We start from the raw sequence: 22,350 nt of genomic DNA, 5'->3' as shown, positions 1-22,350 counted from the left end.
TACCGAAGCGGACTTTCGCATGTTCCGCTCCGACTTTTAATATTGTATAATAAACTACATTAAAAAGGACAAGTCCTTGTTATTATTAATCATTAGGGGGTGGATCCATGAACCGCAAAAAAAAGAATAAATACACCGCGTTATACGCCTTTGGCGGAGTCTTCATTGTATTGGTCGCTGCACTCTTTTTCCTGAACGGTCAAGGAGAAGCAAGCGAATTGTATGGCGGTAAGAAGGTCTCCAGCCTGAACCCAGCCACGCAGGAACTCCTTAATGATCCGAACTACCAGCAAATTATTTTGCCGGATCAGCTGAAGAGCAAGGTAGACAACAAAGAGAACTTTTTCGTATACTTCTTTGCTTCCGACTGTCCGCACTGCCGGGCGACAACCCCGGAATTGATGCCTTTAGCAGATGATGCCGGCATTACGATGCACCAGTATAACCTCCGTGAGTACCAGGAAGGCTGGAGGGAATACAACATTGAGTTCACCCCAACGCTTGTCTACTATGAGAACGGTGTGGAGAAAGAACGCATGATTGGCGGATTGAAGCCGGAAGGCTCCAGTGAAGGCTACTCGGTGGATGACTTCAAGCAATTCCTTGATAAATACAAGGGGAGCGTGACGCCATGAACCGCACTCGCGCTATACTCTTTACCTTCGTCATTTCAGGCATGCTGCTTACCGCTTGCGGCGGCAAAGAATCCGCTGTGGGGCATCAGCACGGCGCCGATTCTGAACGATACGAGACAACTGCGAGCCTGACGGTCATGCCGGAATTCCTGTCGAGTTATACCGACAATACGCAAGCAACCTATGCCACGGTCGCCGAATTAGAGGACATCATCAAGGATATCAAATGTTATTGCGGCTGTATGGATGAGGAAACCGGCTATCACGATTCCCTCCACCGCTGCTTCATCGCCGAGAGCAAGGACGGCGAAGTCAAATGGACGGACCATGGCGCCCAATGCGGCATCTGTCTGACCGAGCTGCAGGATGCCAAGCGGCTTCATGATGAAGGAAAATCCGTCGAGGAGATCAAAGAGTTCATCGATAACAAATACAAAGGCACCGAATCCTGATCGCTGCATTTCCGCATAAAAGAGCTGCCCGGAGTAGATCACTCTACAGACGGGCAGCTCTTTTTTTCACCTTGTTTCCCCTTGGCACTTCCCATTCAATGGGAATGTGACCGTTCCGGCTTTCGCCGCTGCGGAATGTTGGGTTTTATATTCTCCGAAGCCATCTCAACCGCCTGCCTAAGCTCAGTATCCCCAATTTCTATGGTCAGATCCCTATAGGGAAAAGGATGAGCGTCATAGGATGACAGCTGCTTGGCATAACGGCGCACCTCACTCACCAGCTTCCCAAGGGAGATTCCCAGTTCATCCTCAGGATACACCTCAAGCCAGGATACGGCGCTGGTGAACATCTTGTACGCTCCTCTTACATTGTTGTTCCGAAAATGAAAGAGCCCCACAGCCACTTGCAGCAGTCCCTTATATCTTGGATCGCGGTCCTGCTCAAGCCACAGCTCCTCAAGCACCTCATGACATTCGAAATAATCCTGATCGCGGTTGAAATATACCAGGTAAGCTACGTATAACGGTTCATAACTCATGTTCGTTTACTTTCTTCTTCGCTTCGGAGAGCAGCTCTTTGACCTCGTCGAGCAGTACCTTCATCGCATCCATGTCGTGATTTTGCCAAATCACGTTAAACCGGCTCTGAAATGCAATCGCCTCATTAACCAGATGAAAGAAATACAGCTTGTGAATCGCATTCAGCACCTGCGTCGTAATATTCGAGTCATCCTCGAACTTGCGCTGTGCCTCCAAAATATCCTCGCGGATGCTCGACATCTCCGTATCCAGCGTGTTGGCTGCTTCTCCGGCCTTCTTCAGCCGTGCCCGGATATCATCCGGAAGGCTTTCCCGGTACTTGTAGCTGAGCGAATGCTCAATCGTCGCCCAGAAGTTCATGGCCAATGTGCGGACCTGGATTTCGGCAAGAACTTTCTTTTGTCCCAGGGCAGTTTGCACCGGGTACTCGATAATCATATGAAAGCTACGATAGCCGCTTTCTTTGAAGTTGGTAATATAATCTTTCTCAAATAATACGGTCAAGTCCTTCCGTGCCCGGATGTATTCGGCAACCCGCCGGATATCCTCCACGAACTGACACATGATTCGAATGCCTGCGATATCCTCAATCCCGGTTTCCAACTCGTCCATCGGCACATTGAGGCGCTTCGCCTTGTCCAGTATGCTCGAGATCCGTTTGACCCGACCCGTTACGAATTCGATAGGTGCGTATTCCTCCCGCTTCTTCAGCTCGGAGCGCATCGTCTTGAATTTGACCTTCAATTCCTCAACGGTCTGCTCATACGGAAGCAAAAATGTCCCCCAGTCTCTAACGTCCATCGCCTTGCCTCCTGTCTTTAACCCCTTTACCGATGATTAGCCCCGACGGCTTCGGAAATATGGTTGAATCCATCCCGTGCAAGCAGATCCCGAAGACCGGAATGCAGCTTGCGGTTCACCTCAGGCCCTTCATAGATAAGTGCTGTATAAATCTCCACCAGGCTTGCGCCTGCGCGTATTTTGTCATATGCATCTCTCGCCGTAAAAATCCCGCCAGACCCGATAATCGGAAGCGAACCGCCCGTCTGCTTATAAATGCGGGATACAATCTCTGTAGAGCGCTCACGCAGCGGCTTCCCGCTAAGGCCGCCGGTTTCCTTGGCATGACCGTGAGTCAGACCCTCCCGGGAAAGCGTTGTATTTGTTGCGATAATACCCGAAACGCCGCTTGTGCTAATCGTATCCACCATGAACTCCAGTTCGGCATCACTTACATCCGGCGCAATCTTCACCAGAACGGCCTTATCGCCTCCATGGATTTGGGCTTGCCGTGACATTTCGTTCTTAACGGCTTCCAGCAAAGATGCCAATTCGCTTCCATGCTGAAGGCTGCGCAAGTCCGGCGTATTGGGTGAGCTGATATTGACAACAAAAAAGTCACCATACGGAAATAAAGCTTGGATGCAAGCTTCGTAATCACCGTTGGCTTTCTCGTTCGGAGTCGCTTTGTTCTTCCCGATATTCACGGCAACCGGAATACGGCGTTCCTTGAGTGCTGACAGCCTCTTTGCCATCGCCTCTGCACCTTCGTTGTTGAAGCCCATCCGATTGATGAGCGCCTCATCCGGAGGAAGCCGGAACAATCGCGGCTGTTCATTGCCCGGTTGTCCCTTCGGGGTCACCGTGCCTACTTCCATAAATCCGAAGCCGATGGAGGAGAATCCTTTGACGGCCTGTGCATTTTTATCCAACCCGGCGGCAAGTCCGACCGGTGTCGGGAAATGAAGCCCGAACAGGTCCACAGCCAAATCCGGTGTTTCGCTAACACCGTACATCCCCCGCATGACAGCGTCTGCGCCGACCACGCCGGAGGCACGTCCAAGCCCGCCAACGACAAGGTGGTGAGCCTTTTCGGGATCCAGTTTAAAAAATATAGGTTTGCCTATGTTGCGGTACAGCACATCCACTCTTCCTCTCATCCAGTTATTTCTCTATCCTTCAGTTTATCCGTTTCTGTCTCAAAAAGAAAGTTCTTCAGCATAAACCAGGCTATCGACTAATGAGGAAGTGATATGGTAATTTTAGGACAAACCTTATACAATAATAGAAGGTTGTATAAATATTTTCGCGATTATAAGAGAAAGAGGGGAAAGACCATGTCAGCCAAACGTAAACCTCCAACTTTGCAGCAGAAAAAAGAAGAGGTTAATAAGAAGGCCCTCGTATGGATCGGCTCCGGCATCGCTCTTCTTATTATCCTGATTATCGTTCTGATTGTTATTGCCCAGCCTTAATCCAGCCAGTGGTACACCTTGCCGGGGTTAGTCTGACCCTGGGAATGCTTGAGCTTAAAGCGCTCTTTCGGCGTCCACAGTTCTTCAGGAAGGACCCCTTCCTGGATTTTCACGGCTGTCCCCATCGGAATCATGTCAAACAGCTCTTCCACATCTTGCTTGAGCATTCGAATACACCCCTCGGATTCATTCGCTCCAATGCTGTCCACATCTTCAGTGCCGTGTATAGCGTATAACGTATCGGAAAGCTGCATTCCCCGCGTGCCATAGGGACCCTTCGTGGTCCCGTTCGGATTCACAACCTTATCACTGATATGAAAATCGCCCAGCGGCGTCTTCGCTCCGCCTAGCCCGACAGCATAATTACGCAGCAGGACAGAGCCGCTTACAACGGCAAGACGATGATGCTTGCGATCAATGATAACCTGAAGCGGCTGCTCAAAAAAAGGATCGCCTTTCGGTGAAGTTCCCCAGTACCCCGGCTCTTCTGTCATGTGCCCTTGTTGATTCCCTTGTCCGCCTGCTCCCTGCGACTGCTGCTTCATCAGAGCCCCGAACATGTCCTCCATCGCCTTGGAGCGTCCCGACAGCCAATTGTCAGGATACGGTTGTGTCAGATCATTCAAGCTCTTCGGCAGCTGGTCATGCCTGGCCTTATACCTGTTGGCCGCCTCCTGCAGAACCGCCGTTTCGACCTGCAAGTTCGCCCATCGTTCCGCCCCCCGCTTAAGCGCCGAGCTGCTCGCGGGTTCACAATTACATTCTCCTGCTGCTCCTTCATAAGGCTGAATGGCGATAGCCCCTTGATCATTGCGGTGCAATCCGTATAATCGCTCCATATCCTTGCTCCATAGCAGCCATTTGCCCGAGCGCTTCATTCCAAGCGCAACAGACCAGGCAGGCAGCTGCCGAGGCTGCTGGAGGAGTGAGGGCAGCATGCTGGAGGAATTATTCGCCTGACCGGATGCAACGGCTATGTATAGGGGTTCGTTACGGGAATGATTCTTCCCTTTATTGGCGGAAGAAGCTGAAACCGGCTCATCCGGCGGGAATCTGCCTTCTGCAACTTCCGCTGAAGAATAGCCTGGCGCCTGGGCTGGCGGAATGAATACCAATAGCAATAACACCAGCGCTGCAAGCAAACGCCGGATGCGTTTCCGTTTGAGGTCCTTATCCCTTTCCATCTCCAATAAACGCTGCTCATAATTTTTCCATATATCAGACGGAACCTGACTGAGCTCAAAGGCTTCGTAGACTCCCTCCGCCTTATTGTAGCAATAGTTGGCCTTCCCCTGTTCACCGGCTTGCTCATATTCCTTGCCCAGCAAATACCAGGCCATTTTATTATCAGGATGCGTCTCCACATACCTTTTGAGGTACAGCGAATTGTTCATTCGAGAGCCTCCTATATGACATTTTTACCTCTATTATCCTGTATATCGGTATAATGACACCAAATATGTATGAATGCCTATATACGAAAAAACGCCCCCTGCCGTTGAGGAGCAGAGGACGTCGGTATAAGTTCAATTAAGATGGAATATCAGGGATCGAGCGGTGTTCTTATTCTGCTTCAAACGGCTCGTCTGCAATCCGAATTGAATCCGTCGGGCAGCCGTCGCAAGCATCCAGCATATCGTCATGCATATCTTCCGGAATTTCGGTTACCCCGCGGTTGTTGTCTCCGTTGAAAATAACTTCTGCCAGGCCTTCGTCGTCGTAATCATAAATATCGGGTGCCGTTGCGCCGCATGCGCCGCAAGCGATGCAGGTATCTTTATCTACCCAAGTAAACTTCGCCATAGTCTCTCTTCCTCCTGTATATCTATAAACATCTCTATAAGACATAGTATAATATGACGGGTCACCCGTCACCATCTACATATATTAATACAATTTTTTTAGGAATACAAATATATTTCCTAAGATTTTCCGACAAAAATCGGCTCTGCACCTAAGGAAATCAACAACTTTAACTAGTTGTCAAATGATTTGCGATCTGCCTCCTCGGAGGAGGGTCGCTCGGTCTTTTTGTTACCCTGCTCAAGATCCCTTACAAAATCCATCTGCAAGGAAGTCCCTCGCCGTTTATGATTGCGGATGAGTGACGATGGATCATCGCCAAGCATTCCCGCGGTAAGCACCGCACTCTCGCCGAATTTATTGCGCAGTTCGTCCATGACCCGGGTCAGCGACTCCTTCTTCGGCTGTTTCTCATAATCGAACAAGTCCAGCTGAATCGCAGATTCCTCCTTGGCGATCAGCTGCTGCAGCGTTACGCCGAGAAGACGGAGCGGCTTGTCCTGCTTCCAGTGCCGATCATACAGCTTACACGCCTCGCGGTAGATATCCTCCGTCGTTTCCGTCGGGATAGCGAGATGTCTGGATCTGGTAATGGTCTTCATATCCGGTGTACGGAGCGTGATCTGTATACCGCTGGTCATCAGCCCCTGCCTGCGAAGCCGGCGTGCCACCTGATCGCTCAGATTGAGCAGCACCCTTCTCGCCTCATCTGCCGAGGTAACGTCCTGCGGGAGCGTGGTCGTATGCCCGATCGATTTGCTCTGCTCCCGTTCTGCGACCACCGGCGCATGGTCTATGCCGCTGGCCGCGCGTTTCATCCACGATCCCATGACACCGAACGTGGCGGTTAGCAGGCTTTCTTCAGCAGCGGCGAGCTGGCCGATGGTCTGAATATTCAGCTTCCGCAGCTTCTCAGCGGTCTTGCTGCCGATGCCGAACAATTCCGCACATGGCTTGTTCCACAGCACCTGCGGCACATCCCGAATCCGCAGGACGGACAGCCCGTTAGGCTTTTTCATATCCGAGGCCATCTTGGCAAGCAGTTTGTTGGGAGCAATGCCGACGGAGCATGGCAGTGACAGCTCCTCGCGAATGCGTTCCTGGATTTCCCGGGCGATATCCAGCGGCGTGCCGAACTGCTTCGAGCCCGTAATATCCAGATAACATTCATCAATCGAAGTCGCTTCCAATAACGGGGTATACGCATAAGCTATATTCATAAACGCATTGGAATACTTGCGGTAGAGATGAAAATCAGGCTGGATAATCATCAAGTCAGGGTGGATCCGCAGGGCCTGTCTCACATTCATTCCGGTGCGTATGCCGAGTGACCGTGCGGCGTAGGAGCATGTCACAATGACGCCTTTTCGCAGCTCGATGCTGCCTGCAACAGCCGTAGGCTTGCCCCGATAGATCTCCGGCTCCTCCGCCTCATGCACGGAACAGTAAAAAGCATTCATATCCACATGAAGAATAACGCGGCCGCTGGCCGGATAATAATGGTCGATATGTCCCACGGACGGATTCCTTCTTTCTTTCGGTTCGGTTCTACTTAACTCTGATGACTGCCCTCAGCTTGAAACTCATTTTGAATAATTCTCACATTTTCCTTGTGACACTCCGCCGTAAATTCGGAGACAAATCCGTGCTCCTCCTGCAGCTGATCAAGGGCCATATCATCGCCATCAACCACAGCCTGACGCAGCCGCTCCAGATAGCTCCGGGCGATCTCCACTCTTCGATCCATCTCCGATTGGCTTGTCGTATGCTGGCCATGCCCCGGGATGAGCAGAGTTACCGGATGCTCTTTCAGTATCCTTGCAGCTTGGCGAATCGTCTCCTCATAGTCCCATGCACTGTGGTAGATAAACGGGAGCTCAAAATCGGATAAATAGTCACCGGATGCAAATACGCATACGCCCACGGAGTCAATCACGGTGAACAGACCGTCAGCCGTATGTCCCGGCGCTTTATAGAACGTAAGTGTCGTGGAACCTAGTGCGAGCTGCTGTCCATCTTCCTCGATAACGACATCAAGCACAGGGAATTCTATGGGATAGTTGCGAGTAATATAATAGGAAGCATCAAAATCACGAATTAATTTCAGTTTACGCTCTTTGTCCGGGTGATCTCGGAGTCCGGCACTTCCAATCGTCTTGGCATCCGGAAAAGCTTTATATCCAATTATATGGTCATAGTCTCCATGCGTGAAGATGAGATAACAATCCCTGCCTCCCCGAACCCCGTTAACATGTTCACGGATTTCATCGATTTCGTGCGGCAGCCAGTTCGGATCGATGATAATGATGCTCTCATCAAGCTGGATGACCGTTGAAGTGGTCTGAAATAACGCACTTTGAAAAACCGTCACCTGATCATCAGAATATTGAATCATGGCAAGAACTCCATTCCATTATATTTGGTTTAGACATCGGAGTGTCTATGTTATATTTCATCAGGAATCAAAGAATACGGTACCAATGCCTTCAGCATAACGCTCACGCCTGACGATGGTCAACAATGGAGACGCTTTGTGAAAAGTTTTTTACTCTGTTACTTTCCCGCAAAGAAATGCTATAATACAAAATTATAAACAATGCGGTCCAATCCCGGACACCCAAAGGAGGACATCATGTCTAAGTCCATTTCCATCTTTGATACGACACTTCGCGACGGAACCCAAGGCGAAGGAATCAGCTTGTCAGCGGACGACAAGGTCAAAATCGCCAAGAAACTCGATGCACTTGGTGTTCATTATATTGAAGGCGGTATCCCGGGAAGCAACAGCAAGGACATCGAATTTTTCAAAAGAGTCCAGGATCTCGGCCTGACTTCAAAAGTAACCGCTTTTGGCAGCACCCGCCGCAAAGGTTCCATTGCTGATCAGGATGCCAATCTGCTTCGAATACTGGAATCCGGAGTCTCAGCGGCTACCCTGGTCGGGAAGTCTTGGGATTTCCACGTTCACACCGCACTTCAGACGACACTTGAAGAGAATCTGGCCATGATCTATGACTCCATCGCCTTCCTTAAACAGAGAGGCCTGGAAGTGATTTTTGATGCCGAGCACTTTTTTGACGGCTTTAAGAACAATCCGGAATATGCCGTTGCCGTCTTGTCCAAGGCACGGGATGCAGGTGCTGACTGGCTCGTTATGTGCGACACAAACGGAGGGAGTCTGCCGCATGAAATCTCGGACATCGTCACTTCTTTAACCGGGCAGCTCCCTGGCGCTCCACTCGGCATTCATACACACAATGATTGCGAGCTTGCCGTTGCCAATACCCTGAGCGCTGTACAGGCTGGTGTCCAGCATGTCCAAGGCACCATGAATGGATACGGAGAGCGATGCGGCAATGCAAATCTGTGCTCCATCATTCCGAATCTCCAGCTGAAGCTGGGTTATGATTGCATCGGGGACGATAAACTCCGCACCCTGACAAATACCGCACGTTATATCAGCGAAATCGCCAACGTGAATATGCCGGTTAATCAGCCGTATGTTGGCAACGCTGCCTTTGCCCATAAGGGAGGCATCCATGTCTCTGCGATTCTGCGCGATTCCAGAACGTACGAGCATATCGAGCCGGAGAAAGTCGGAAACAAGCAGCGTGTGCTGGTGTCTGAGCTGGCAGGACAGAGCAATATCGTATCCAAAGCGCAGGACATGGGTCTGGCCTTTGATCCGGCCAGCGAGCAATCCAAGCATATTATTGGCAAGATCAAGGAGCTTGAGCACGAAGGGTATCAATTCGAAGGCGCGGATGCTTCGCTGGAGCTGCTTCTTCGGGAAGCAAACGGAGAGCTTCAGGAGCTGTTCACGTTTGAATCCTTCAAAATGCTGGTGGAGAAGTCAGCCGGGCAGCCGGTCGTTTCCGAAGCCTTCGTCAAAGTCAACGTGGCCGGCGAGAGCATCTATACCGCAGCGGAAGGCAACGGTCCTGTCAACGCGCTCGATAATGCACTGCGTAAAGCACTGGTCCAATACTTCCCGACACTCAAGGAAATGCATCTAGCTGATTATAAGGTCCGTGTGCTGGATGACAAGGACGCAACCGCTGCTAAAGTAAGGGTTCTGATCGAATCCAAGAACTTCGAGAATGCCTGGAACACGGTTGGCGTATCCAGCAACGTCATTGAGGCGAGCTGGGAAGCGCTTGTGGATAGTATGCGCTATGCGCTGCTAGGCCAGATTTCACCGGAGCAGACACATGAATCCGCCGTAAGGCAAGGCTTGATTAATCATTGATTTCTGAAATATAAATAAAAGCGCGTATCCGCTATGAACATAGGGAACGCGCTTTTTGATGTCTTACCTCCATCTGACGATTACTTCACCAGCTTGGCAACCTTCTTGTGAAGATCCTCGGGAGCAGGAGCGCCAAGAATAATTTCTTGGATCACGCCATTTCGATCGATAAGGACATTGGTCGGGAACACTTGCCCTTTATACAAATTCTCGAACACCTCTCCTTTCGGATCAAGCAGGATCGGATATCGAAGTTTAAAATCCTTGACGAATTGACGAGCTTTCTTCTCATTGTCGTACTTGGACACGTTCACGCCATAGATTTCAAGCTCATCTGCATATTTCTCTGCCAGCTTGTCAAGCTCTGGAGCTTCCTGCTTGCAAGGTTCGCACCAGGATGCCCAGAAGTTGATGATCATGGCTTTATCGCGCGCTCCGCCGCCGGCATAAGACTTGTCGTCCATCCCCTTCAGGGTAAATGCAGGAGCCAGAAGCCCTGCCCGGGCCCCGGTCTCTGTCGGGAGCGGTTTTTCCTGCATGAATACGGCTTGAATTTGATCACCGGCTTGATTATAGATAACCGCACCTGCTGCGACGATGAGCAGAGCGATAATGATCAGGTTACGTTTCATAGGCATAGGTTCCTTTGCTTATCTTAGTTATAGTCCCTATTGTACCCTGAAACCCTAATCTTTCAAACACACCACGACCTGAATTTTGTCTGGAGGAAAAAAGATGACACCATGCGACGCGCCCCTGGAGCAGCTCCTGCTGCACGCAGAGGTTATTGAACATATAACGGAGCATATGTACGGTTGCCTGCCGCAGGAAGCTTGTGGGGTCCTTATCGGGCATTCACGGGCGGCAAGCCGGACGTTGACCGTTACACAATTTATTCCCGTGAAAAATACAGCGGAGTCTCCGCTGCATTCATTTCATCTGGATCCGGTTCATTGGACCCGTCTGGCTTTAACCGAAAAAGGACTCGTCGGCTTGTTTCACAGCCACCCGCACACTTCGCCCGAGCCATCCCGAGAGGATATGCTTCAGCTTCCATCCTTCGGTGGATTGCTTCAGGTGTATGCCATCGCAAGACCGACAGTTTCAGTTGCCTCTGGCAACCATTCCCTGCAGCTTCATACTTACAAGATCACCAGAGGAAAAACACACATGGAATCCCCTGCCCCTTGTAAAGTAAACACATTGGCACAGCACAATGCGGAGTCGTACGCCCTTGCCCCGATTCCTTTTGATATCCATGAAGGATAACGGGCTCCCCGCTGTTATGCCTCGCTTAAATAAACGTACATATCTCCCAGTGTAGTTGCATCCCCGCGCGCCTGAATCTCTTTTATATAGTCCGCCCACAGCCTGGCGGTCATGCGCGCGTCCGAGAGTGCGTGATGTCTGCCCTCCACCGGAATGCTGCAGTTTCGCAGCAGTTCATCCAGGCTGTAATCCGTCTGTTCCGGATATAGCCTCTGCGCCAGCATCATCGTATCGAGCAGCCTGTGGGTCAAGCGAACCTTTGAAGTTTTCCACAGAGCTGCATTCAGAAATCCCCGATCATGCGCAGCTGCATGGGCGACCAGAACCCTGCCCCCTACAAAAGCCATGAAATCATGCAGCCCCTCCATTAAAGGCGGGGCTGCATCAACCATATGCTGCGTGATGCCTGTCAGCTCGGTTATAAATGGAGGGACAGGGGAACCACTGTTCACGATCATATGAAAGGACTCCTGCTCGATAACCTGTTCCCCGATGACCCGGACTGCACCAAATGATAAAATCTCGTCGCCATGCTGGTGATTGAACCCTGTTGTCTCCAGATCGAATACAACAACCTCAAGCTCGTCCAGTGGAGTTCCAAGGACCTCCGGTCTCCGGTTATCCTTCATCTGGGACCGGATGAAGGCGAGCTGCTGCGCTGTCTGTGCCCCGCGCATGGAGGCGATTGCGGAATTAATGTTACCTGAGCGCAGCGATCTCCAGAAGCCGCCGTTTGATTGTACCGGTTCCGTCATGGGTTCCTCCTTTCCGCAAAACGGTGCTCGCGCTGCAATGACCGGTGTATCCGCCTGACAACACCAAGTGTATCGCGAAGCTCATACTGCATGGTTTTGCTCTTAAGCTGCTCCTGCGGGATATAACCGCTGCTTGTGATCAGTCCATTCTCGATCCGATACGGTGTGTCGTTTCTTAAACGAAGCGCCGTCAGGAAGGCACGCTGGACACTCTCCAGAAGCAGGTTGCCTCCTTCCAGCAGCATGACCCTCTCCATTCGCTTCAGCGTGGAGGTTTCGATGATGCCTCGCTGTAATGCCATCGTTCGAATGCTGTTTACAAGAGGGATATACACGCCATACTTCACATCAAAATCTCCGGCATGCTCACCAAACCGTTCCGTGACAATCCTTCCCATCACATTAAGCGTTGCTTTGTGCTTGACAGTGTTCCGAAGCACGGCATTGCCGATGTCCGGATGCTGTTCAACGGAACTGCGGAAATGCTCCGTCCAGGCTTCCGTAAGCTCGCCAGCACCCGAGATGTGGCGCAGGTCCGCAGCGATGATGAAATTGCGAATCGGCTCCCACTGCTGGTCGCTGCACCAATCACTAATCTGATTCTTCCAATCCTCTAGGCGTTTACTCCACAACGGTTCGGAACACATCACCTTTCCCGAACATTTAGGGTAGCCTGTATACTCCAACAGATCCGATAGACGAAGTCCAAATTCCCAAAAAAATGGAAGGTCTTCCTCACCCAGCTCATCGCCAAGGATCAGACCGTTATCCTGATCGCTCCACAACGTAGCTTCCTGCCTTCCGCTGCTGCCAAAAGCAACAAACGCATAACGTGCAGGAGGCCGGCCGTAGCCAGCCTCCCACATGTCCTGCTCACAGATAGCCGCGGCACGCTGCCCAATCAGATCGTGCATCCGATTCACAGAAGCGATCCATTCTCTAAGCTCCATGTCACTACGCTTCTCAAGGAGATGATTCTGACAAGCGATCCGTTCATCTCGTAATTGCTGGGCTGATACTGCTTTCTGAATTTCCGAGAATACCGGAAACAGATTTACGGATTTCAGAGGTTTCATGCCGCGGCCTCCTTATTACATGCTTCATAAGCAATTCATGGTTAGGACTTATAATGACGCATCGCTTCCAGGAGTTGTTTTGCTTCCGGAACGAAACTCGGGAGATTTGCCTTCCGATTCCACCAGGAGTTTCATTTGCTCCGGATATCCATAAGTACCATGCTCACTAATATCTAGACCCATCAATTCTTCTTCTTCCGTTACACGGATACCCATCGTAACTTTCATGATGTACAGAATAATGAATGAGATCACAAGAACGAATGCAAACGTACCGATCAGACCCAGAAGCTGAACCCCAAGCTGTCCGAAGCCGCCGCCGTAGAACAGCCCTGCCTTACCTACACCCGTAATTTCAACAAGTCTTGGTGCTGCGAACAAGCCGGTGGACACTGCGCCCCACATACCCGCAATACCATGTACGGAAAATGCATATACCGGATCATCAATGCCTTTGCGATCAAACCACTGAGCGGTAAAGAAAGTAATCGTACCCGCAACCGCACCGATAACAACGGCCGCCCACGGCTCTACGAATGCGCAAGCGCCTGTAATCGCAACAAATGCAGCAAGGATACCGTTCAGCATGCTAGGAATGTCTGCTTTGCCAAGAACCGCCCACGAGATCAGCAGCGCTGCAAGTGCACCTGCCGCAGCGGCGATGTTTGTATTCAATGCCACGAAACCGAAGAATCCGTCCGTAAGTGCGGAGATGGTGCTGCCTGGGTTAAATCCGAACCAGCCGATCCAGATGATGAATACGCCGAGGACAGATAGGACCTGGTTGTGGCCCGGGATGCTGTTAGGCTTCCCGTCTTTATTATATTTGCCCAGACGAGGTTTCAGAAGAATGGTAGCCACCAAAGCTGCCGTAGCACCAGTCAAGTGAACAACGGTCGATCCGGCAAAGTCCTGCATGCCCAGAGCCCCAAGCCATCCACCGCCCCATACCCAGTGAGCAACAATCGGGTAAATCACGATGGTGAACAGTAAGCCGAACACGATATAAACGCTCAGTTTTGCACGTTCAGCCATACCGCCGCAAGCGATAGCCAGGGATACGGCCGCAAAGGATAAGTGGAACAAGAACATTATCGTGGTAGGCACATCATAAGCCGATAATGAATCGAATGAACCCGATGCATTGTCACCACTTAAGAAGAAACCTTCAAATCCGAAAAAACTGTTCCCGTTACCGAATGCTAGACCAAATCCTAGCGCCCAGAATGCTACGATCGAAATACCGAAAGTCAGGAATGTTTTACCTGCAACGTGCCCCGCATTTTTCATACGAACCGATCCGGCCTCCAGCAGAGCGAATCCTGCTTGCATGAAGAATACGAGCAAAGCTGCCAAGAATACGAACACGGAATTCAAACCAGCCGTTAATTCAACGTTTGTGGCTCCCCCATCAGCGGCGAACGCGCTCGCCGGGAATGCGAGTAGTGCGATTACTCCCGCCATTAAACCTAGCCATCTTTTTTTCATGTTTTACACTCCCCTTTGTGTTAACTAATATAACATATCCTTGAATTCATATTGTCATTATAGGGGGATGCTTGAAAATTCGCAACGGTTTTTTTCAAAAAAAAGTCCAAAATACGTCTTTTATGTAATGTAATATAACATTAAGCGCATACAGTGCAAATGACCTTACATCATATGTAGTTAAAAAAAGGCTTAACTGCAAGGTTTTTTCGTCACAACTATGACGTTTGACTGTATGGTTCCTGATCATGTATCATATTTCTATTAAAATGAAAATATAAATGCATTCATTAATGTCCAATTCAATGAAGGCTTGTGAGGTGATGATTATGGGGATCATGAGCGGAAACCTTTTCCGGATAGGCGAACTGGCCAAGGCTGCCGGAATCAGCGAAAGAACCATTGACTACTATACTAAGCTGGGTTTGATCTCCCCTGAAAAACGGACGTTAAAAAACTACCGGTTGTACAGTTCTGAAACCTTAAGCACTCTCGAACGTATTAATCAGTTAAAGCAAGAGAAATATACTCTCGATGAGATTAAGGAAAGACTGGATCGGTGGAAGTCAGTTGCCGATGATTCCGAAATGACGGAAAAGCTGACCAAGCTCGAAATACAGATGAAACAGCTGGAACGGGATGTTAAGGAACTCAATCCACTCCTGAGCGAACTAAAGCCCAGTCAAGCCAAGGAGGTACTTGCTAATATTCTTCCCAAAGGAGCTGCTTGTATCGAGTCACTTCAAATTTTGCTGAATCAGTTCACTTCGATGTAACAATGCCGCGCCAAATTACAACTTAGTATGGGGGTATGATAAATGTATTCTGACTGGATGTTTATTCTCATTATAATCGCGTTTATTTTCTCACTATGGGCTCAATTCCGTGTTAAAGGCACATTTAATAAGTGGGCCAAGGTTGAGAACAGCACAGGCATGACCGGCTACGATGCAGCCCGGCGTATGCTGGATGCCAACGGTCTTCACGATGTTCCCATTGAACCGGTGCCAGGCGCGCTGTCTGACCACTACGATCCGACCAAGCGCGTTGTCCGTCTGTCAGAGCCTGTATATTACGAGCGTTCCATCTCAGCTGTCTCTGTTGCTTGTCATGAGGTCGGCCATGCCATCCAGCATGCCGAGCATTATCCGATGCTCGTTGCCCGTCACAAGATGTTCCCAGTCGTTAACATTGCATCCGGTATCGCGCCGTTTCTCTTGATTGCCGGTTTCCTGTTCCAGGCCATGAACCTTGTCGGTCTCGGCATCATCTTCTTCTCTTGTGCCGTTGCCTTCCAGCTTGTCACCCTGCCGGTCGAGTTTAACGCGAGCAACCGTGCTCGCCAGCTCATGGTACAGGAAGGTTACATTGCCAATGACGAAGAACGTGGAGTTGCTAAGGTATTGAACGCTGCTGCATTGACTTATGTCGCTGCTGCATTGATCTCCTTGCTGGAGCTGATTCGTTATATTATGATCTTTACAAGCAACCGCGATTAACATAACATCGGTATAAGAACAAACAAAGAGGGCTTTCCTCTCACCATTGATCGGTGGAGAGGAAAGCCCTCTTTTTATATTTGATGATGTTTTTCTCGTAATTTAATGAAGCCAACCTAGGGAGCTGAAGCGGTGTCCGCTTTCCCTTCCTTTTTTGGTGACGGGTCAATACCAAAGTATTGAAGCAAGAACGCGCGGAAAGCCTGAGCAACCGGCGGGAGCTTCTCATCGGCACGGTGAATCAGACCGATCGAACGCGTTACCTTCGGCTCGGAAATCCGAACGCGAGCCGGTTGGAGCGGGTTCGTCTGGAAGAGCGCCATTTCAGGAAGCAGACTGACCCCCATGCCGGCAGCAACCAGTCCGCGAATCGTATCCGTCTCCTCGCCTTCAAAGGCAATCTTCGGCGTAAATCCAGCTTCCAGGCATGCGTGCCACACAATCGGACGCAGGGAATATCCTTTGCTGAACAGCACAAAGCGCTCCTCTTTCAATTGTTCCAGCTTAATGGACTGCTCTCCGGCAAGCGGATGATTCGGCGGCAGGATCGCAAACAGCTCCTCTGTCAGCACGATATCCCCATCCACTTGATCATGTCGATCCGGAAAAGGGGATACAAAGGCCAAATCCACCTCGGCCCCGACCACGTCCCGGATCAATGTCGGGAACATCCCCTGTTTGAAGCGGAACTTCACGTTCGGGTATTTCTTGCGGAACTCAGCCACAATGGACGGAATCAGATGAATGCCCAGGCTGTGAGGGAAACCGATGCGAATCTCTCCCTGCTCCGGATCCAGAAATTCATGTATCTCGACGACCGCGCGGTCCAAATCCTTCATGATGCTCTCCACCCGTTTGCAAAAAAGCTGACCTACCGGAGTTAACTGCAGATTCCGGCCTTTTTGCATGAACAAATTAACACCAAGCTCTTCTTCCAGCTGATGAATTTGACGGCTGACGGCTGACTGAGCCACATGAAGCTCTTCTGCCGCTTGGGTAACGTGTTCCTTTTGCGCAACCTTTACAAAGTATTGCAACTGTCGTAATTCCACGCCTTTTATCGCTCCATTCTTATTCCCTAGAAGACTTGAAGACTTTATCCAAATCATCCAATTCTATTATAACAGACCCTCTAAGGTCCGATTATGTCCGACGTTTAAATAATCGAATCATGAGGCCGTAGAGGAAAAATCCGCCTACCAATCCGCCGACATGGGCTACAAGACTGACCCCAGGGGTGAACGAGAACAGAATCCCCAGAATAAGCAGGGTATACAGCGTCTTGCGGGACGACTCATCAATGACATGCCGCTGGAACAGGGCGATGTACAGATAAGCGCCATAAGCTCCGTAGATGGCTCCTGATGCGCCTACAAGGAATGTGTAGTGTTCCATGCGCTCATAATAAGCCAATCCGATTACATTACCGAGAACACCGCTGAGCAGATACAGAATAGCAAACTTCCAGCTTCCCATGATTCTCTCCAGCGGAGGAACAAATACCAGCAGTGCAAAGCTGTTGAACAATAGATGATCAAAGCCGTTATGCAAGAACATCGCCGTGACATATCTCCATGCCTGATCTACGAATTCCGGCAAATCCGACAAAGCGCCGTATTTCAGCAGCGTAACCGGATTTCTGGATCCCCCGTCAAACGCTGTAATCACAAACATTACAAGGTTGATCACAAGCAGCAGCGATGTCACAGGATAATAACGCAAATAACTCTTCCAGTTTTCATAACGTACGAAAATCATAGCATCCTCCTCATCCTAACCAGGCCAAGGGCGCCCTTAGTGGACATTCCCTTTTTAAAAAGATTATAATGTACCATGAACCTGATCACCAAACTTTGATATCCAAGGAGGAGATTTTTCATGGCTCAAGAACGTTCAGGAGCTGCCACTTTTAAAGGCAATCCTATTACACTCATCGGTCCACAGCTCAAGGCTGGTGACAACGCTCCAGATTTTACAGTGAGCAAAAACCTGCTGGAAGACGCATCTCTTAAAGATTTTGCAGGTAAAATCAAGCTGATCAGTGTAGTCCCTTCCCTCGACACCGGGGTATGCGACGCGCAGACACGCCGTTTCAATGAAGAAGCCGCTGGACTGGGCGATGACGTTGTTGTTCTCACCGTCAGTGCCGACCTTCCGTTTGCCCAAGCCCGTTGGTGCGGAGCAGCAGGTGTTGACCGTGTCGTCACGCTGTCCGATTATAAATCTCGCTCTTTTGGCGAAGCATATGGCGTGCTCATCAAGGAATTCCAACTCGACATGCGTTCGATCTTCGTAGTGGATGCCAACGATAAAATCGCCTATGTAGAATACCTTGGCGAAATGACAGAGCACCCGAATTACGAGGCTGCCGTAGAAGCGGTTAAATCTCTTAGATAACACCGCCAAAGGCTACATACACTGTACACTTTTAAAAAGCGGGAGAGCAGCTCTCCCGCTTTTTTCTTATTCTACTAAGCATCCACTTTATACTTGCTCAGTTTTTTGTCAAGTACGGCGTACAGGTTCAGGATGACCCGGTAATTCGCCCCCAGATCCCCTAGGGAACCGCGAGACGCCGAATACATATCAACTGCACTGCGAACCGGACTGATGCCGAGCACGGATACGGTAATGTCCAGTGTACGTCCGAATGAGGTTCTTTTCTCGAGTGTGATTTCTCCAACGGACTTAACCTCATGCAGAACTTTGTAGCCCGGAATTTTTTTCAGTGTCGAGGAAACCTCTTCAAAACACTTTTCTTTTGAAAGATTGTAATAACGCGTCTTCAGCTTGGGATCTTTAGCACGGTCGCTTGTGCCGTCATAGCTGCGCACGATACCAATTAGAACTCGTTTTAATGACAAAGACCGTTCCTCCTTTATAAATGACCGTTCCTTTCCATACTCTAGTTTAACATTGTTTATGCTTTCAGCAAACCTTTATATACAGCAAAAAGGCACCTCTTTCACTTCGAATTCGAAATAGAAGAGATGCCTATTCATTGGTTTAACGAAACCCGCCTATGCCGTCCGGTAAACATTGTCTTCGAACCTGCATTAGCAGGTGGGTGACCGCAGAATCGCTTATGAATTCCCCTTGTCATATAGACAGGGCATTCCAGCCACGATTACGTATTGATCTCCCTAGACATCGTCATTGGTTCAAAACAACGGAAAACCGAAACGAACATCGCAGGATGTAGTCTTATTATAGGAGGTTTTGCCGGAAAAGTAAACCTCTCGTTATTTAAGGCTTCGACCCGTTCTCTTCCTTTTTGACGGAATCCATGCTTTCCAGAAGCGCCTGTTCCGTTTCCGACTCCTCCTCGGCCTTCTTCATCTTCTCCTGCTGTTCCTGCATCTTCGTAAAGGTCGCATAGAAGTTGAAGAATGCAAACAATGCCATCAGGCAGAACAGGAAGAACACGAAGAGCACCGGCATCTGTGTACCGATATACACCAAGACAGCGCTTCCGATCAACGTCGAAAATACACGAAACGGACGAATCAAGGTCAACAGCACTGCGTTTTTCAGCAATTGCAGGGTCTTCATCTCATAATGAACCGTCATGGAAAAGAAATTGAACAAGGAGACAAACAACACAATAAGCAGCACCAGCATGACAATGCCGACAAGCTGGAAGCCATCGAGCTGCGTCATATAAACCGTGTAATCCACATACATAATCACGAATAGCAGCGTATAAAATATGCCGCCGATCATGCTCTGTTTGTAGTTTTCCTTATAACCCCTGAAGAATGTTTTGAATACGGATACATCCGAATTACCCATAACCCATTTGCGTACAACGTTGAATAAAGCTGCTGTAGCCGGGAACAACACAAACGGTGACAAGATTCCCAGCATCCAGTTCGACAACAGCTGCTCATTATGCGCATCCGGTGTCTGAACGGCCATCAGGAATTTGGTTAGTACGATAAACAGGAAAGGCGATGTACAAATAACCCACAAGATGTTAGAAAAAGCAATACGGGTAATCCACTCGGTGAGCTTATATAAGCCACCCATGGCTCCTTTCATTTCCAAATCCGTTTCCTCCTCACTCAAATCATGCATGTATCTATTAATATACCTTATTTTGCACATGCATTGCCAGAGCCTAATTTGAAGAGCGTTAGGTGTATATCCAATCCAATGCCGCTGTTTCTCCATAGGATATCACGTAATCCATTTAACAAGATTCAATTTTTAAAATTAAGAGGAGGGATTATGTATGTCTTGTGAAGGTGTAGGCGGTTATGGCTACGGAAATAATGTTGGTATTGTCCTGGTTCTGTTCATTCTGCTTGTAATTATTCTGAGCACATTCTATATCTAATGTCTCCCGAATGATGTAATGAATCAGATCCGCTGTTATGCGTAAAACTGCGCGGTTAAAAAGAAGGTACACCCTTGGTGGTGTACCTTCTTTAACCATGAAAAAAAGACGAAGCACAGCTCCACCTTAGACGGGGAGCTGCTTCGTCTTGAATTCAGTTATTTCGGTCAAAAGAATTAACCGTCAGAACCCATTATTCGTCTCCGCTCCGGTTAGGACGACGCTCGCCGCCTCCGCTGTAAGAGCGCGGCTTACGGTCACCGCTGTTGTTGCGGTCACGGTTGTAACCACCACCGTCGCGATTGCCGCCATAGCTGCTGCCGCCATCACGGTTATATCCGCCTTTGGAGTAGCCGCCACGGTTACCGCTGCTGCCGCTGCCGCTACTGCCGCTGCCACCTTCACGGCGATATCCGCCGCCACCGCTGTTGTTGCGGCCACCATAGCCACCGCTTGGTTTGCGGCCACTGCGGATATCCGGCTTCCGGCGCTTCGCACGAATCGGATCTTCTGGTGTCAGATGAATATCTGATGCTTCCTTCTTGTCGCCAGTCAGGATTTTCATCGCTGCTGCCAGCAATTGTACGGAGTCATACTGCTCCAGCAATTGAATAGCCAGACCTTTGTATTCCGTCAATTCGCCTTGCTCGATGATCTCAAGCACACGCTCCGCGATGATGCGCTGTTTGCCTTCAATCGCTTCAGCAATCGTTGGCAAAGGCTTACGAGGGATACGATGACGTGTAACGCGCTCGATGAAATAGAGGTGATCCATCTCACGAGGAGTTACGAAAGACCATGCCGTACCTTCTTTACCCGCACGGCCTGTACGACCGATACGGTGTACATAGCTCTCCGGATCTTGAGGCAAATCAAAGTTCACAACGTGGGTAACGCCCGATACGTCGAGACCACGTGCTGCCACATCTGTTGCCACCAGGACATCGATGCTTCCATCGCGGAATTTACGCATAACGGTATCACGTTGATGCTGGGACAGGTCGCCATGAAGGCCGTCTGCGGAATATCCGCGTTTTTGCAGAGCTTCTGCCAGCTCGTCTACGCGGCGCTTGGTACGTCCGAATACAATCGCAAGCTCAGGAGACTCCATATCCAGAAGTCGGCTCAACGCTTCGAATTTTTGACGCTCAGGAACTTCGATATATGCTTGATCAATCAGAGGTGCACTTACGTGCTTAGGAATAACGGATACATGCTCAGGATCTTTCAGGAACTGGGAAGCGAGCTTCTGAATGTTAGCCGGCATAGTTGCGGAGAACAGCAAGGTTTGACGTTCTTCAGGAACAAGCTTAAGGATCGACTGAATGTCTTCCATGAAGCCCATGTCCAGCATTTCATCCGCTTCATCCAGTACAACGGTTTGTACATCGTCAAGTCGGATTGTTTTTCTGTTGATGTGGTCAAGTAATCGACCTGGTGTACCGATAATAATTTGAGGCTTCTTTTTCAAAGCGCGGATCTGGCGCCCGATATCTTGTCCGCCGTAAATAGCCAAGGAACGAATTCCTTTGAAGCGGGACAACTTGCCAATTTCTTCTGCAACCTGAATGGCAAGCTCACGGGTAGGCGTCATGATGAGAGAGACGATACGCTCTTCTTCCTTAGCGATTTTGTGGATAAGAGGTAGGCCGAATGCTGCTGTCTTACCTGTACCAGTTTGTGCTTGTCCAATCATATCTCTTCCGGTAAGAGCAATCGGAATCGATTGGGATTGAATCGGTGTGGCTTCCTCAAAGCCAAGCTCAGTAATTGCTTGCAGCACGCGCGGCTCCAAGCCAAAATCTGCGAAATTTTTCAATAGGTTCATACTCCTTCTATCTGTGGACATCCACTTTCTTATCTGTATTCTTAAGTAGTGGTAACGTTTATAGGCTTTCCCGGCCAGCAGGATTTTCTGCACGAGGTGAACCGGTATATTTCTCTTATCACCAGTGTATGGACTGGTTAATGTATAATCATCCTGATAAGC

The 22,350-nt window shown here is 49.6% G+C and carries 25 protein-coding genes and 1 other RNA gene; 9 read left to right on the top strand and 17 right to left on the bottom strand.

Annotated elements, in window-relative coordinates:
- Nucleotides 1-107: 107 nt before the first annotated feature.
- Entirely contained in the window at nt 108-635 is a 528-nt protein-coding gene (locus WDY75_RS09930; protein ID WP_006211677.1) for a thioredoxin family protein, read from the top strand.
- The gene (locus WDY75_RS09925; RefSeq protein WP_006211678.1) at nt 632-1,087 is read left to right on the top strand and encodes a PCYCGC motif-containing (lipo)protein; all 456 of its coding nucleotides are present in this window, start codon (nt 632-634) and stop codon (nt 1,085-1,087) included. Before WDY75_RS09930 ends, WDY75_RS09925 begins: the two co-directional genes overlap by 4 nt.
- A 95-nt stretch (nt 1,088-1,182) precedes the next feature.
- Here the strand turns inward: WDY75_RS09925 and WDY75_RS09920 are convergent, their stop codons facing one another.
- The 3 genes from WDY75_RS09920 to WDY75_RS09910 are packed head-to-tail and all read right to left on the bottom strand — an operon-like array spanning nt 1,183 to nt 3,549.
- Complete coding sequence (locus tag WDY75_RS09920; protein WP_006211679.1) at nt 1,183-1,626, bottom strand: DUF309 domain-containing protein; 444 nt, start codon at nt 1,624-1,626, stop codon at nt 1,183-1,185.
- On the bottom strand, nt 1,616-2,428 hold the full coding sequence (locus WDY75_RS09915; protein ID WP_006211680.1) for a GTP pyrophosphokinase family protein: 813 nt from the start codon (nt 2,426-2,428) through the stop codon (nt 1,616-1,618). Before WDY75_RS09915 ends, WDY75_RS09920 begins: the two co-directional genes overlap by 11 nt.
- 26 nt (nt 2,429-2,454) lie before the next feature.
- Nucleotides 2,455-3,549: a quinone-dependent dihydroorotate dehydrogenase gene (locus WDY75_RS09910; RefSeq protein WP_172964037.1), complete on the bottom strand. Its 1,095-nt coding sequence runs from the start codon at nt 3,547-3,549 to the stop codon at nt 2,455-2,457.
- 195 nt (nt 3,550-3,744) lie between these two features.
- On the opposite strand from WDY75_RS09910, the gene WDY75_RS09905 reads away from it, so the two are divergent.
- Nucleotides 3,745-3,882, top strand: coding sequence for a hypothetical protein (locus WDY75_RS09905; RefSeq protein ID WP_006211682.1), 138 nt, complete (start codon nt 3,745-3,747; stop codon nt 3,880-3,882).
- On the opposite strand, the gene WDY75_RS09900 is transcribed toward WDY75_RS09905, so the two are convergent.
- From WDY75_RS09900 to WDY75_RS09885, 4 genes are all read right to left on the bottom strand, one after another.
- Nucleotides 3,879-5,276 carry a L,D-transpeptidase gene (locus WDY75_RS09900; protein WP_063480213.1) on the bottom strand — a complete coding sequence of 466 codons (1,398 nt, stop codon included), beginning with the start codon at nt 5,274-5,276 and terminating at the stop codon, nt 3,879-3,881. The genes WDY75_RS09905 and WDY75_RS09900 overlap by 4 nt on opposite strands.
- Nucleotides 5,277-5,445: 169 nt before the next feature.
- Entirely contained in the window at nt 5,446-5,685 is a 240-nt protein-coding gene (locus WDY75_RS09895; protein WP_063480214.1) for a ferredoxin, read from the bottom strand.
- Nucleotides 5,686-5,858: 173 nt separating this feature from the next.
- Nucleotides 5,859-7,202, bottom strand: coding sequence for a DNA polymerase IV (locus WDY75_RS09890; RefSeq protein ID WP_082834437.1), 1,344 nt, complete (start codon nt 7,200-7,202; stop codon nt 5,859-5,861).
- A 35-nt stretch (nt 7,203-7,237) separates the two neighbouring features.
- On the bottom strand, nt 7,238-8,080 hold the full coding sequence (locus WDY75_RS09885; protein ID WP_063480215.1) for an MBL fold metallo-hydrolase: 843 nt from the start codon (nt 8,078-8,080) through the stop codon (nt 7,238-7,240).
- A gap of 237 nt (nt 8,081-8,317) precedes the next feature.
- Here WDY75_RS09885 and cimA point away from each other — a divergent pair, with 237 nt between their 5' ends.
- Complete coding sequence (gene cimA / locus WDY75_RS09880) at nt 8,318-9,934, top strand: citramalate synthase (protein ID WP_063480216.1); 1,617 nt, start codon at nt 8,318-8,320, stop codon at nt 9,932-9,934.
- A gap of 80 nt (nt 9,935-10,014) precedes the next feature.
- Here the strand turns inward: cimA and WDY75_RS09875 are convergent, their stop codons facing one another.
- Nucleotides 10,015-10,566 carry a TlpA family protein disulfide reductase gene (locus tag WDY75_RS09875; protein WP_006211688.1) on the bottom strand — a complete coding sequence of 184 codons (552 nt, stop codon included), beginning with the start codon at nt 10,564-10,566 and terminating at the stop codon, nt 10,015-10,017.
- A 103-nt stretch (nt 10,567-10,669) separates the two neighbouring features.
- Between WDY75_RS09875 and WDY75_RS09870 the strand changes: the two genes are divergently transcribed.
- On the top strand, nt 10,670-11,203 hold the full coding sequence (locus WDY75_RS09870; protein WP_063480217.1) for a M67 family metallopeptidase: 534 nt from the start codon (nt 10,670-10,672) through the stop codon (nt 11,201-11,203).
- A gap of 14 nt (nt 11,204-11,217) precedes the next feature.
- On the opposite strand, the gene WDY75_RS09865 is transcribed toward WDY75_RS09870, so the two are convergent.
- Genes WDY75_RS09865 through WDY75_RS09855 form a run of 3 tightly spaced genes read right to left on the bottom strand, consistent with a single transcriptional unit; the run spans nt 11,218 to nt 14,522 of the window.
- Nucleotides 11,218-11,958, bottom strand: coding sequence for a 3'-5' exonuclease (locus WDY75_RS09865; protein WP_006211690.1), 741 nt, complete (start codon nt 11,956-11,958; stop codon nt 11,218-11,220).
- Nucleotides 11,955-13,034, bottom strand: coding sequence for a DUF294 nucleotidyltransferase-like domain-containing protein (locus WDY75_RS09860; RefSeq protein ID WP_063480218.1), 1,080 nt, complete (start codon nt 13,032-13,034; stop codon nt 11,955-11,957). The genes WDY75_RS09865 and WDY75_RS09860 overlap by 4 nt, the downstream gene beginning before the upstream one ends.
- A gap of 48 nt (nt 13,035-13,082) precedes the next feature.
- A complete protein-coding gene (locus WDY75_RS09855; protein WP_063480219.1) occupies nt 13,083-14,522 on the bottom strand; it encodes an ammonium transporter in 1,440 nt (479 codons plus the stop codon).
- A gap of 323 nt (nt 14,523-14,845) precedes the next feature.
- On the opposite strand from WDY75_RS09855, the gene WDY75_RS09850 reads away from it, so the two are divergent.
- A complete protein-coding gene (locus WDY75_RS09850; RefSeq protein WP_006211693.1) occupies nt 14,846-15,298 on the top strand; it encodes a MerR family transcriptional regulator in 453 nt (150 codons plus the stop codon).
- 42 nt (nt 15,299-15,340) lie between these two features.
- Complete coding sequence (locus tag WDY75_RS09845; RefSeq protein ID WP_006211694.1) at nt 15,341-16,021, top strand: zinc metallopeptidase; 681 nt, start codon at nt 15,341-15,343, stop codon at nt 16,019-16,021.
- A 116-nt stretch (nt 16,022-16,137) separates the two neighbouring features.
- Here WDY75_RS09845 and WDY75_RS09840 read toward each other — a convergent pair whose 3' ends face one another.
- Both WDY75_RS09840 and WDY75_RS09835 read right to left on the bottom strand, forming a co-directional pair.
- Nucleotides 16,138-17,073, bottom strand: a complete 936-nt coding sequence (locus WDY75_RS09840; protein ID WP_006211695.1) for a LysR family transcriptional regulator — start codon at nt 17,071-17,073, stop codon at nt 16,138-16,140.
- 91 nt (nt 17,074-17,164) lie between these two features.
- Nucleotides 17,165-17,779 carry a rhomboid family intramembrane serine protease gene (locus WDY75_RS09835; protein WP_006211696.1) on the bottom strand — a complete coding sequence of 205 codons (615 nt, stop codon included), beginning with the start codon at nt 17,777-17,779 and terminating at the stop codon, nt 17,165-17,167.
- Between the two features lie 120 nt (nt 17,780-17,899).
- On the opposite strand from WDY75_RS09835, the gene tpx reads away from it, so the two are divergent.
- The gene (gene tpx / locus WDY75_RS09830; protein WP_063480220.1) at nt 17,900-18,418 is read left to right on the top strand and encodes a thiol peroxidase; all 519 of its coding nucleotides are present in this window, start codon (nt 17,900-17,902) and stop codon (nt 18,416-18,418) included.
- Between the two features lie 74 nt (nt 18,419-18,492).
- Here tpx and WDY75_RS09825 read toward each other — a convergent pair whose 3' ends face one another.
- From WDY75_RS09825 to WDY75_RS09815, 3 genes are all read right to left on the bottom strand, one after another.
- Nucleotides 18,493-18,885 (bottom strand): DUF1499 domain-containing protein, encoded by a 393-nt coding sequence (locus WDY75_RS09825; RefSeq protein WP_006211699.1) that lies wholly within the window; start codon nt 18,883-18,885, stop codon nt 18,493-18,495.
- Nucleotides 18,886-19,030: 145 nt separating this feature from the next.
- Nucleotides 19,031-19,222: non-coding RNA, 6S RNA (gene ssrS, locus WDY75_RS09820), on the bottom strand.
- A 45-nt stretch (nt 19,223-19,267) separates the two neighbouring features.
- Complete coding sequence (locus WDY75_RS09815) at nt 19,268-20,068, bottom strand: YesL family protein (RefSeq protein WP_036641578.1); 801 nt, start codon at nt 20,066-20,068, stop codon at nt 19,268-19,270.
- 187 nt (nt 20,069-20,255) lie between these two features.
- Between WDY75_RS09815 and WDY75_RS09810 the strand changes: the two genes are divergently transcribed.
- The gene (locus WDY75_RS09810; protein WP_006211701.1) at nt 20,256-20,360 is read left to right on the top strand and encodes a hypothetical protein; all 105 of its coding nucleotides are present in this window, start codon (nt 20,256-20,258) and stop codon (nt 20,358-20,360) included.
- 193 nt (nt 20,361-20,553) lie between these two features.
- On the opposite strand, the gene WDY75_RS09805 is transcribed toward WDY75_RS09810, so the two are convergent.
- Nucleotides 20,554-22,179: a DEAD/DEAH box helicase gene (locus WDY75_RS09805; protein ID WP_081742797.1), complete on the bottom strand. Its 1,626-nt coding sequence runs from the start codon at nt 22,177-22,179 to the stop codon at nt 20,554-20,556.
- Nucleotides 22,180-22,350 lie beyond the last annotated feature (171 nt).

This window comes from Paenibacillus glucanolyticus, assembly GCF_037333485.1.
Taxonomy (GTDB): Bacteria; Bacillota; Bacilli; order Paenibacillales; family Paenibacillaceae; genus Paenibacillus_AQ; species Paenibacillus_AQ glucanolyticus.
The sequence above is the reverse complement of the archived record's forward strand: the minus strand, read 5'-3'. Positions and strand labels throughout refer to the sequence as shown.

Excerpts from the sequence above, each read along its gene's own strand:
- WDY75_RS09930 (WP_006211677.1), top strand. The coding sequence starts at position 108 with ATGAACCGCAAAAAAAAGAATAAATACACCGCGTTATACGCCTTTGGC.
- WDY75_RS09925 (WP_006211678.1), top strand. The coding sequence starts at position 632 with ATGAACCGCACTCGCGCTATACTCTTTACCTTCGTCATTTCAGGCATG.
- WDY75_RS09920 (WP_006211679.1), bottom strand. The coding sequence starts at position 1,626 with ATGAGTTATGAACCGTTATACGTAGCTTACCTGGTATATTTCAACCGC.
- WDY75_RS09915 (WP_006211680.1), bottom strand. The coding sequence starts at position 2,428 with ATGGACGTTAGAGACTGGGGGACATTTTTGCTTCCGTATGAGCAGACC.
- WDY75_RS09905 (WP_006211682.1), top strand. The coding sequence starts at position 3,745 with ATGTCAGCCAAACGTAAACCTCCAACTTTGCAGCAGAAAAAAGAAGAG.
- WDY75_RS09900 (WP_063480213.1), bottom strand. The coding sequence starts at position 5,276 with ATGAACAATTCGCTGTACCTCAAAAGGTATGTGGAGACGCATCCTGAT.
- WDY75_RS09895 (WP_063480214.1), bottom strand. The coding sequence starts at position 5,685 with ATGGCGAAGTTTACTTGGGTAGATAAAGATACCTGCATCGCTTGCGGC.
- WDY75_RS09885 (WP_063480215.1), bottom strand. The coding sequence starts at position 8,080 with ATGATTCAATATTCTGATGATCAGGTGACGGTTTTTCAAAGTGCGTTA.
- cimA (WP_063480216.1), top strand. The coding sequence starts at position 8,318 with ATGTCTAAGTCCATTTCCATCTTTGATACGACACTTCGCGACGGAACC.
- WDY75_RS09875 (WP_006211688.1), bottom strand. The coding sequence starts at position 10,566 with ATGAAACGTAACCTGATCATTATCGCTCTGCTCATCGTCGCAGCAGGT.
- WDY75_RS09870 (WP_063480217.1), top strand. The coding sequence starts at position 10,670 with ATGACACCATGCGACGCGCCCCTGGAGCAGCTCCTGCTGCACGCAGAG.
- WDY75_RS09865 (WP_006211690.1), bottom strand. The coding sequence starts at position 11,958 with ATGACGGAACCGGTACAATCAAACGGCGGCTTCTGGAGATCGCTGCGC.
- WDY75_RS09860 (WP_063480218.1), bottom strand. The coding sequence starts at position 13,034 with ATGAAACCTCTGAAATCCGTAAATCTGTTTCCGGTATTCTCGGAAATT.
- WDY75_RS09855 (WP_063480219.1), bottom strand. The coding sequence starts at position 14,522 with ATGAAAAAAAGATGGCTAGGTTTAATGGCGGGAGTAATCGCACTACTC.
- WDY75_RS09850 (WP_006211693.1), top strand. The coding sequence starts at position 14,846 with ATGATTATGGGGATCATGAGCGGAAACCTTTTCCGGATAGGCGAACTG.
- WDY75_RS09845 (WP_006211694.1), top strand. The coding sequence starts at position 15,341 with ATGTATTCTGACTGGATGTTTATTCTCATTATAATCGCGTTTATTTTC.
- WDY75_RS09835 (WP_006211696.1), bottom strand. The coding sequence starts at position 17,779 with ATGATTTTCGTACGTTATGAAAACTGGAAGAGTTATTTGCGTTATTAT.
- tpx (WP_063480220.1), top strand. The coding sequence starts at position 17,900 with ATGGCTCAAGAACGTTCAGGAGCTGCCACTTTTAAAGGCAATCCTATT.
- WDY75_RS09810 (WP_006211701.1), top strand. The coding sequence starts at position 20,256 with ATGTCTTGTGAAGGTGTAGGCGGTTATGGCTACGGAAATAATGTTGGT.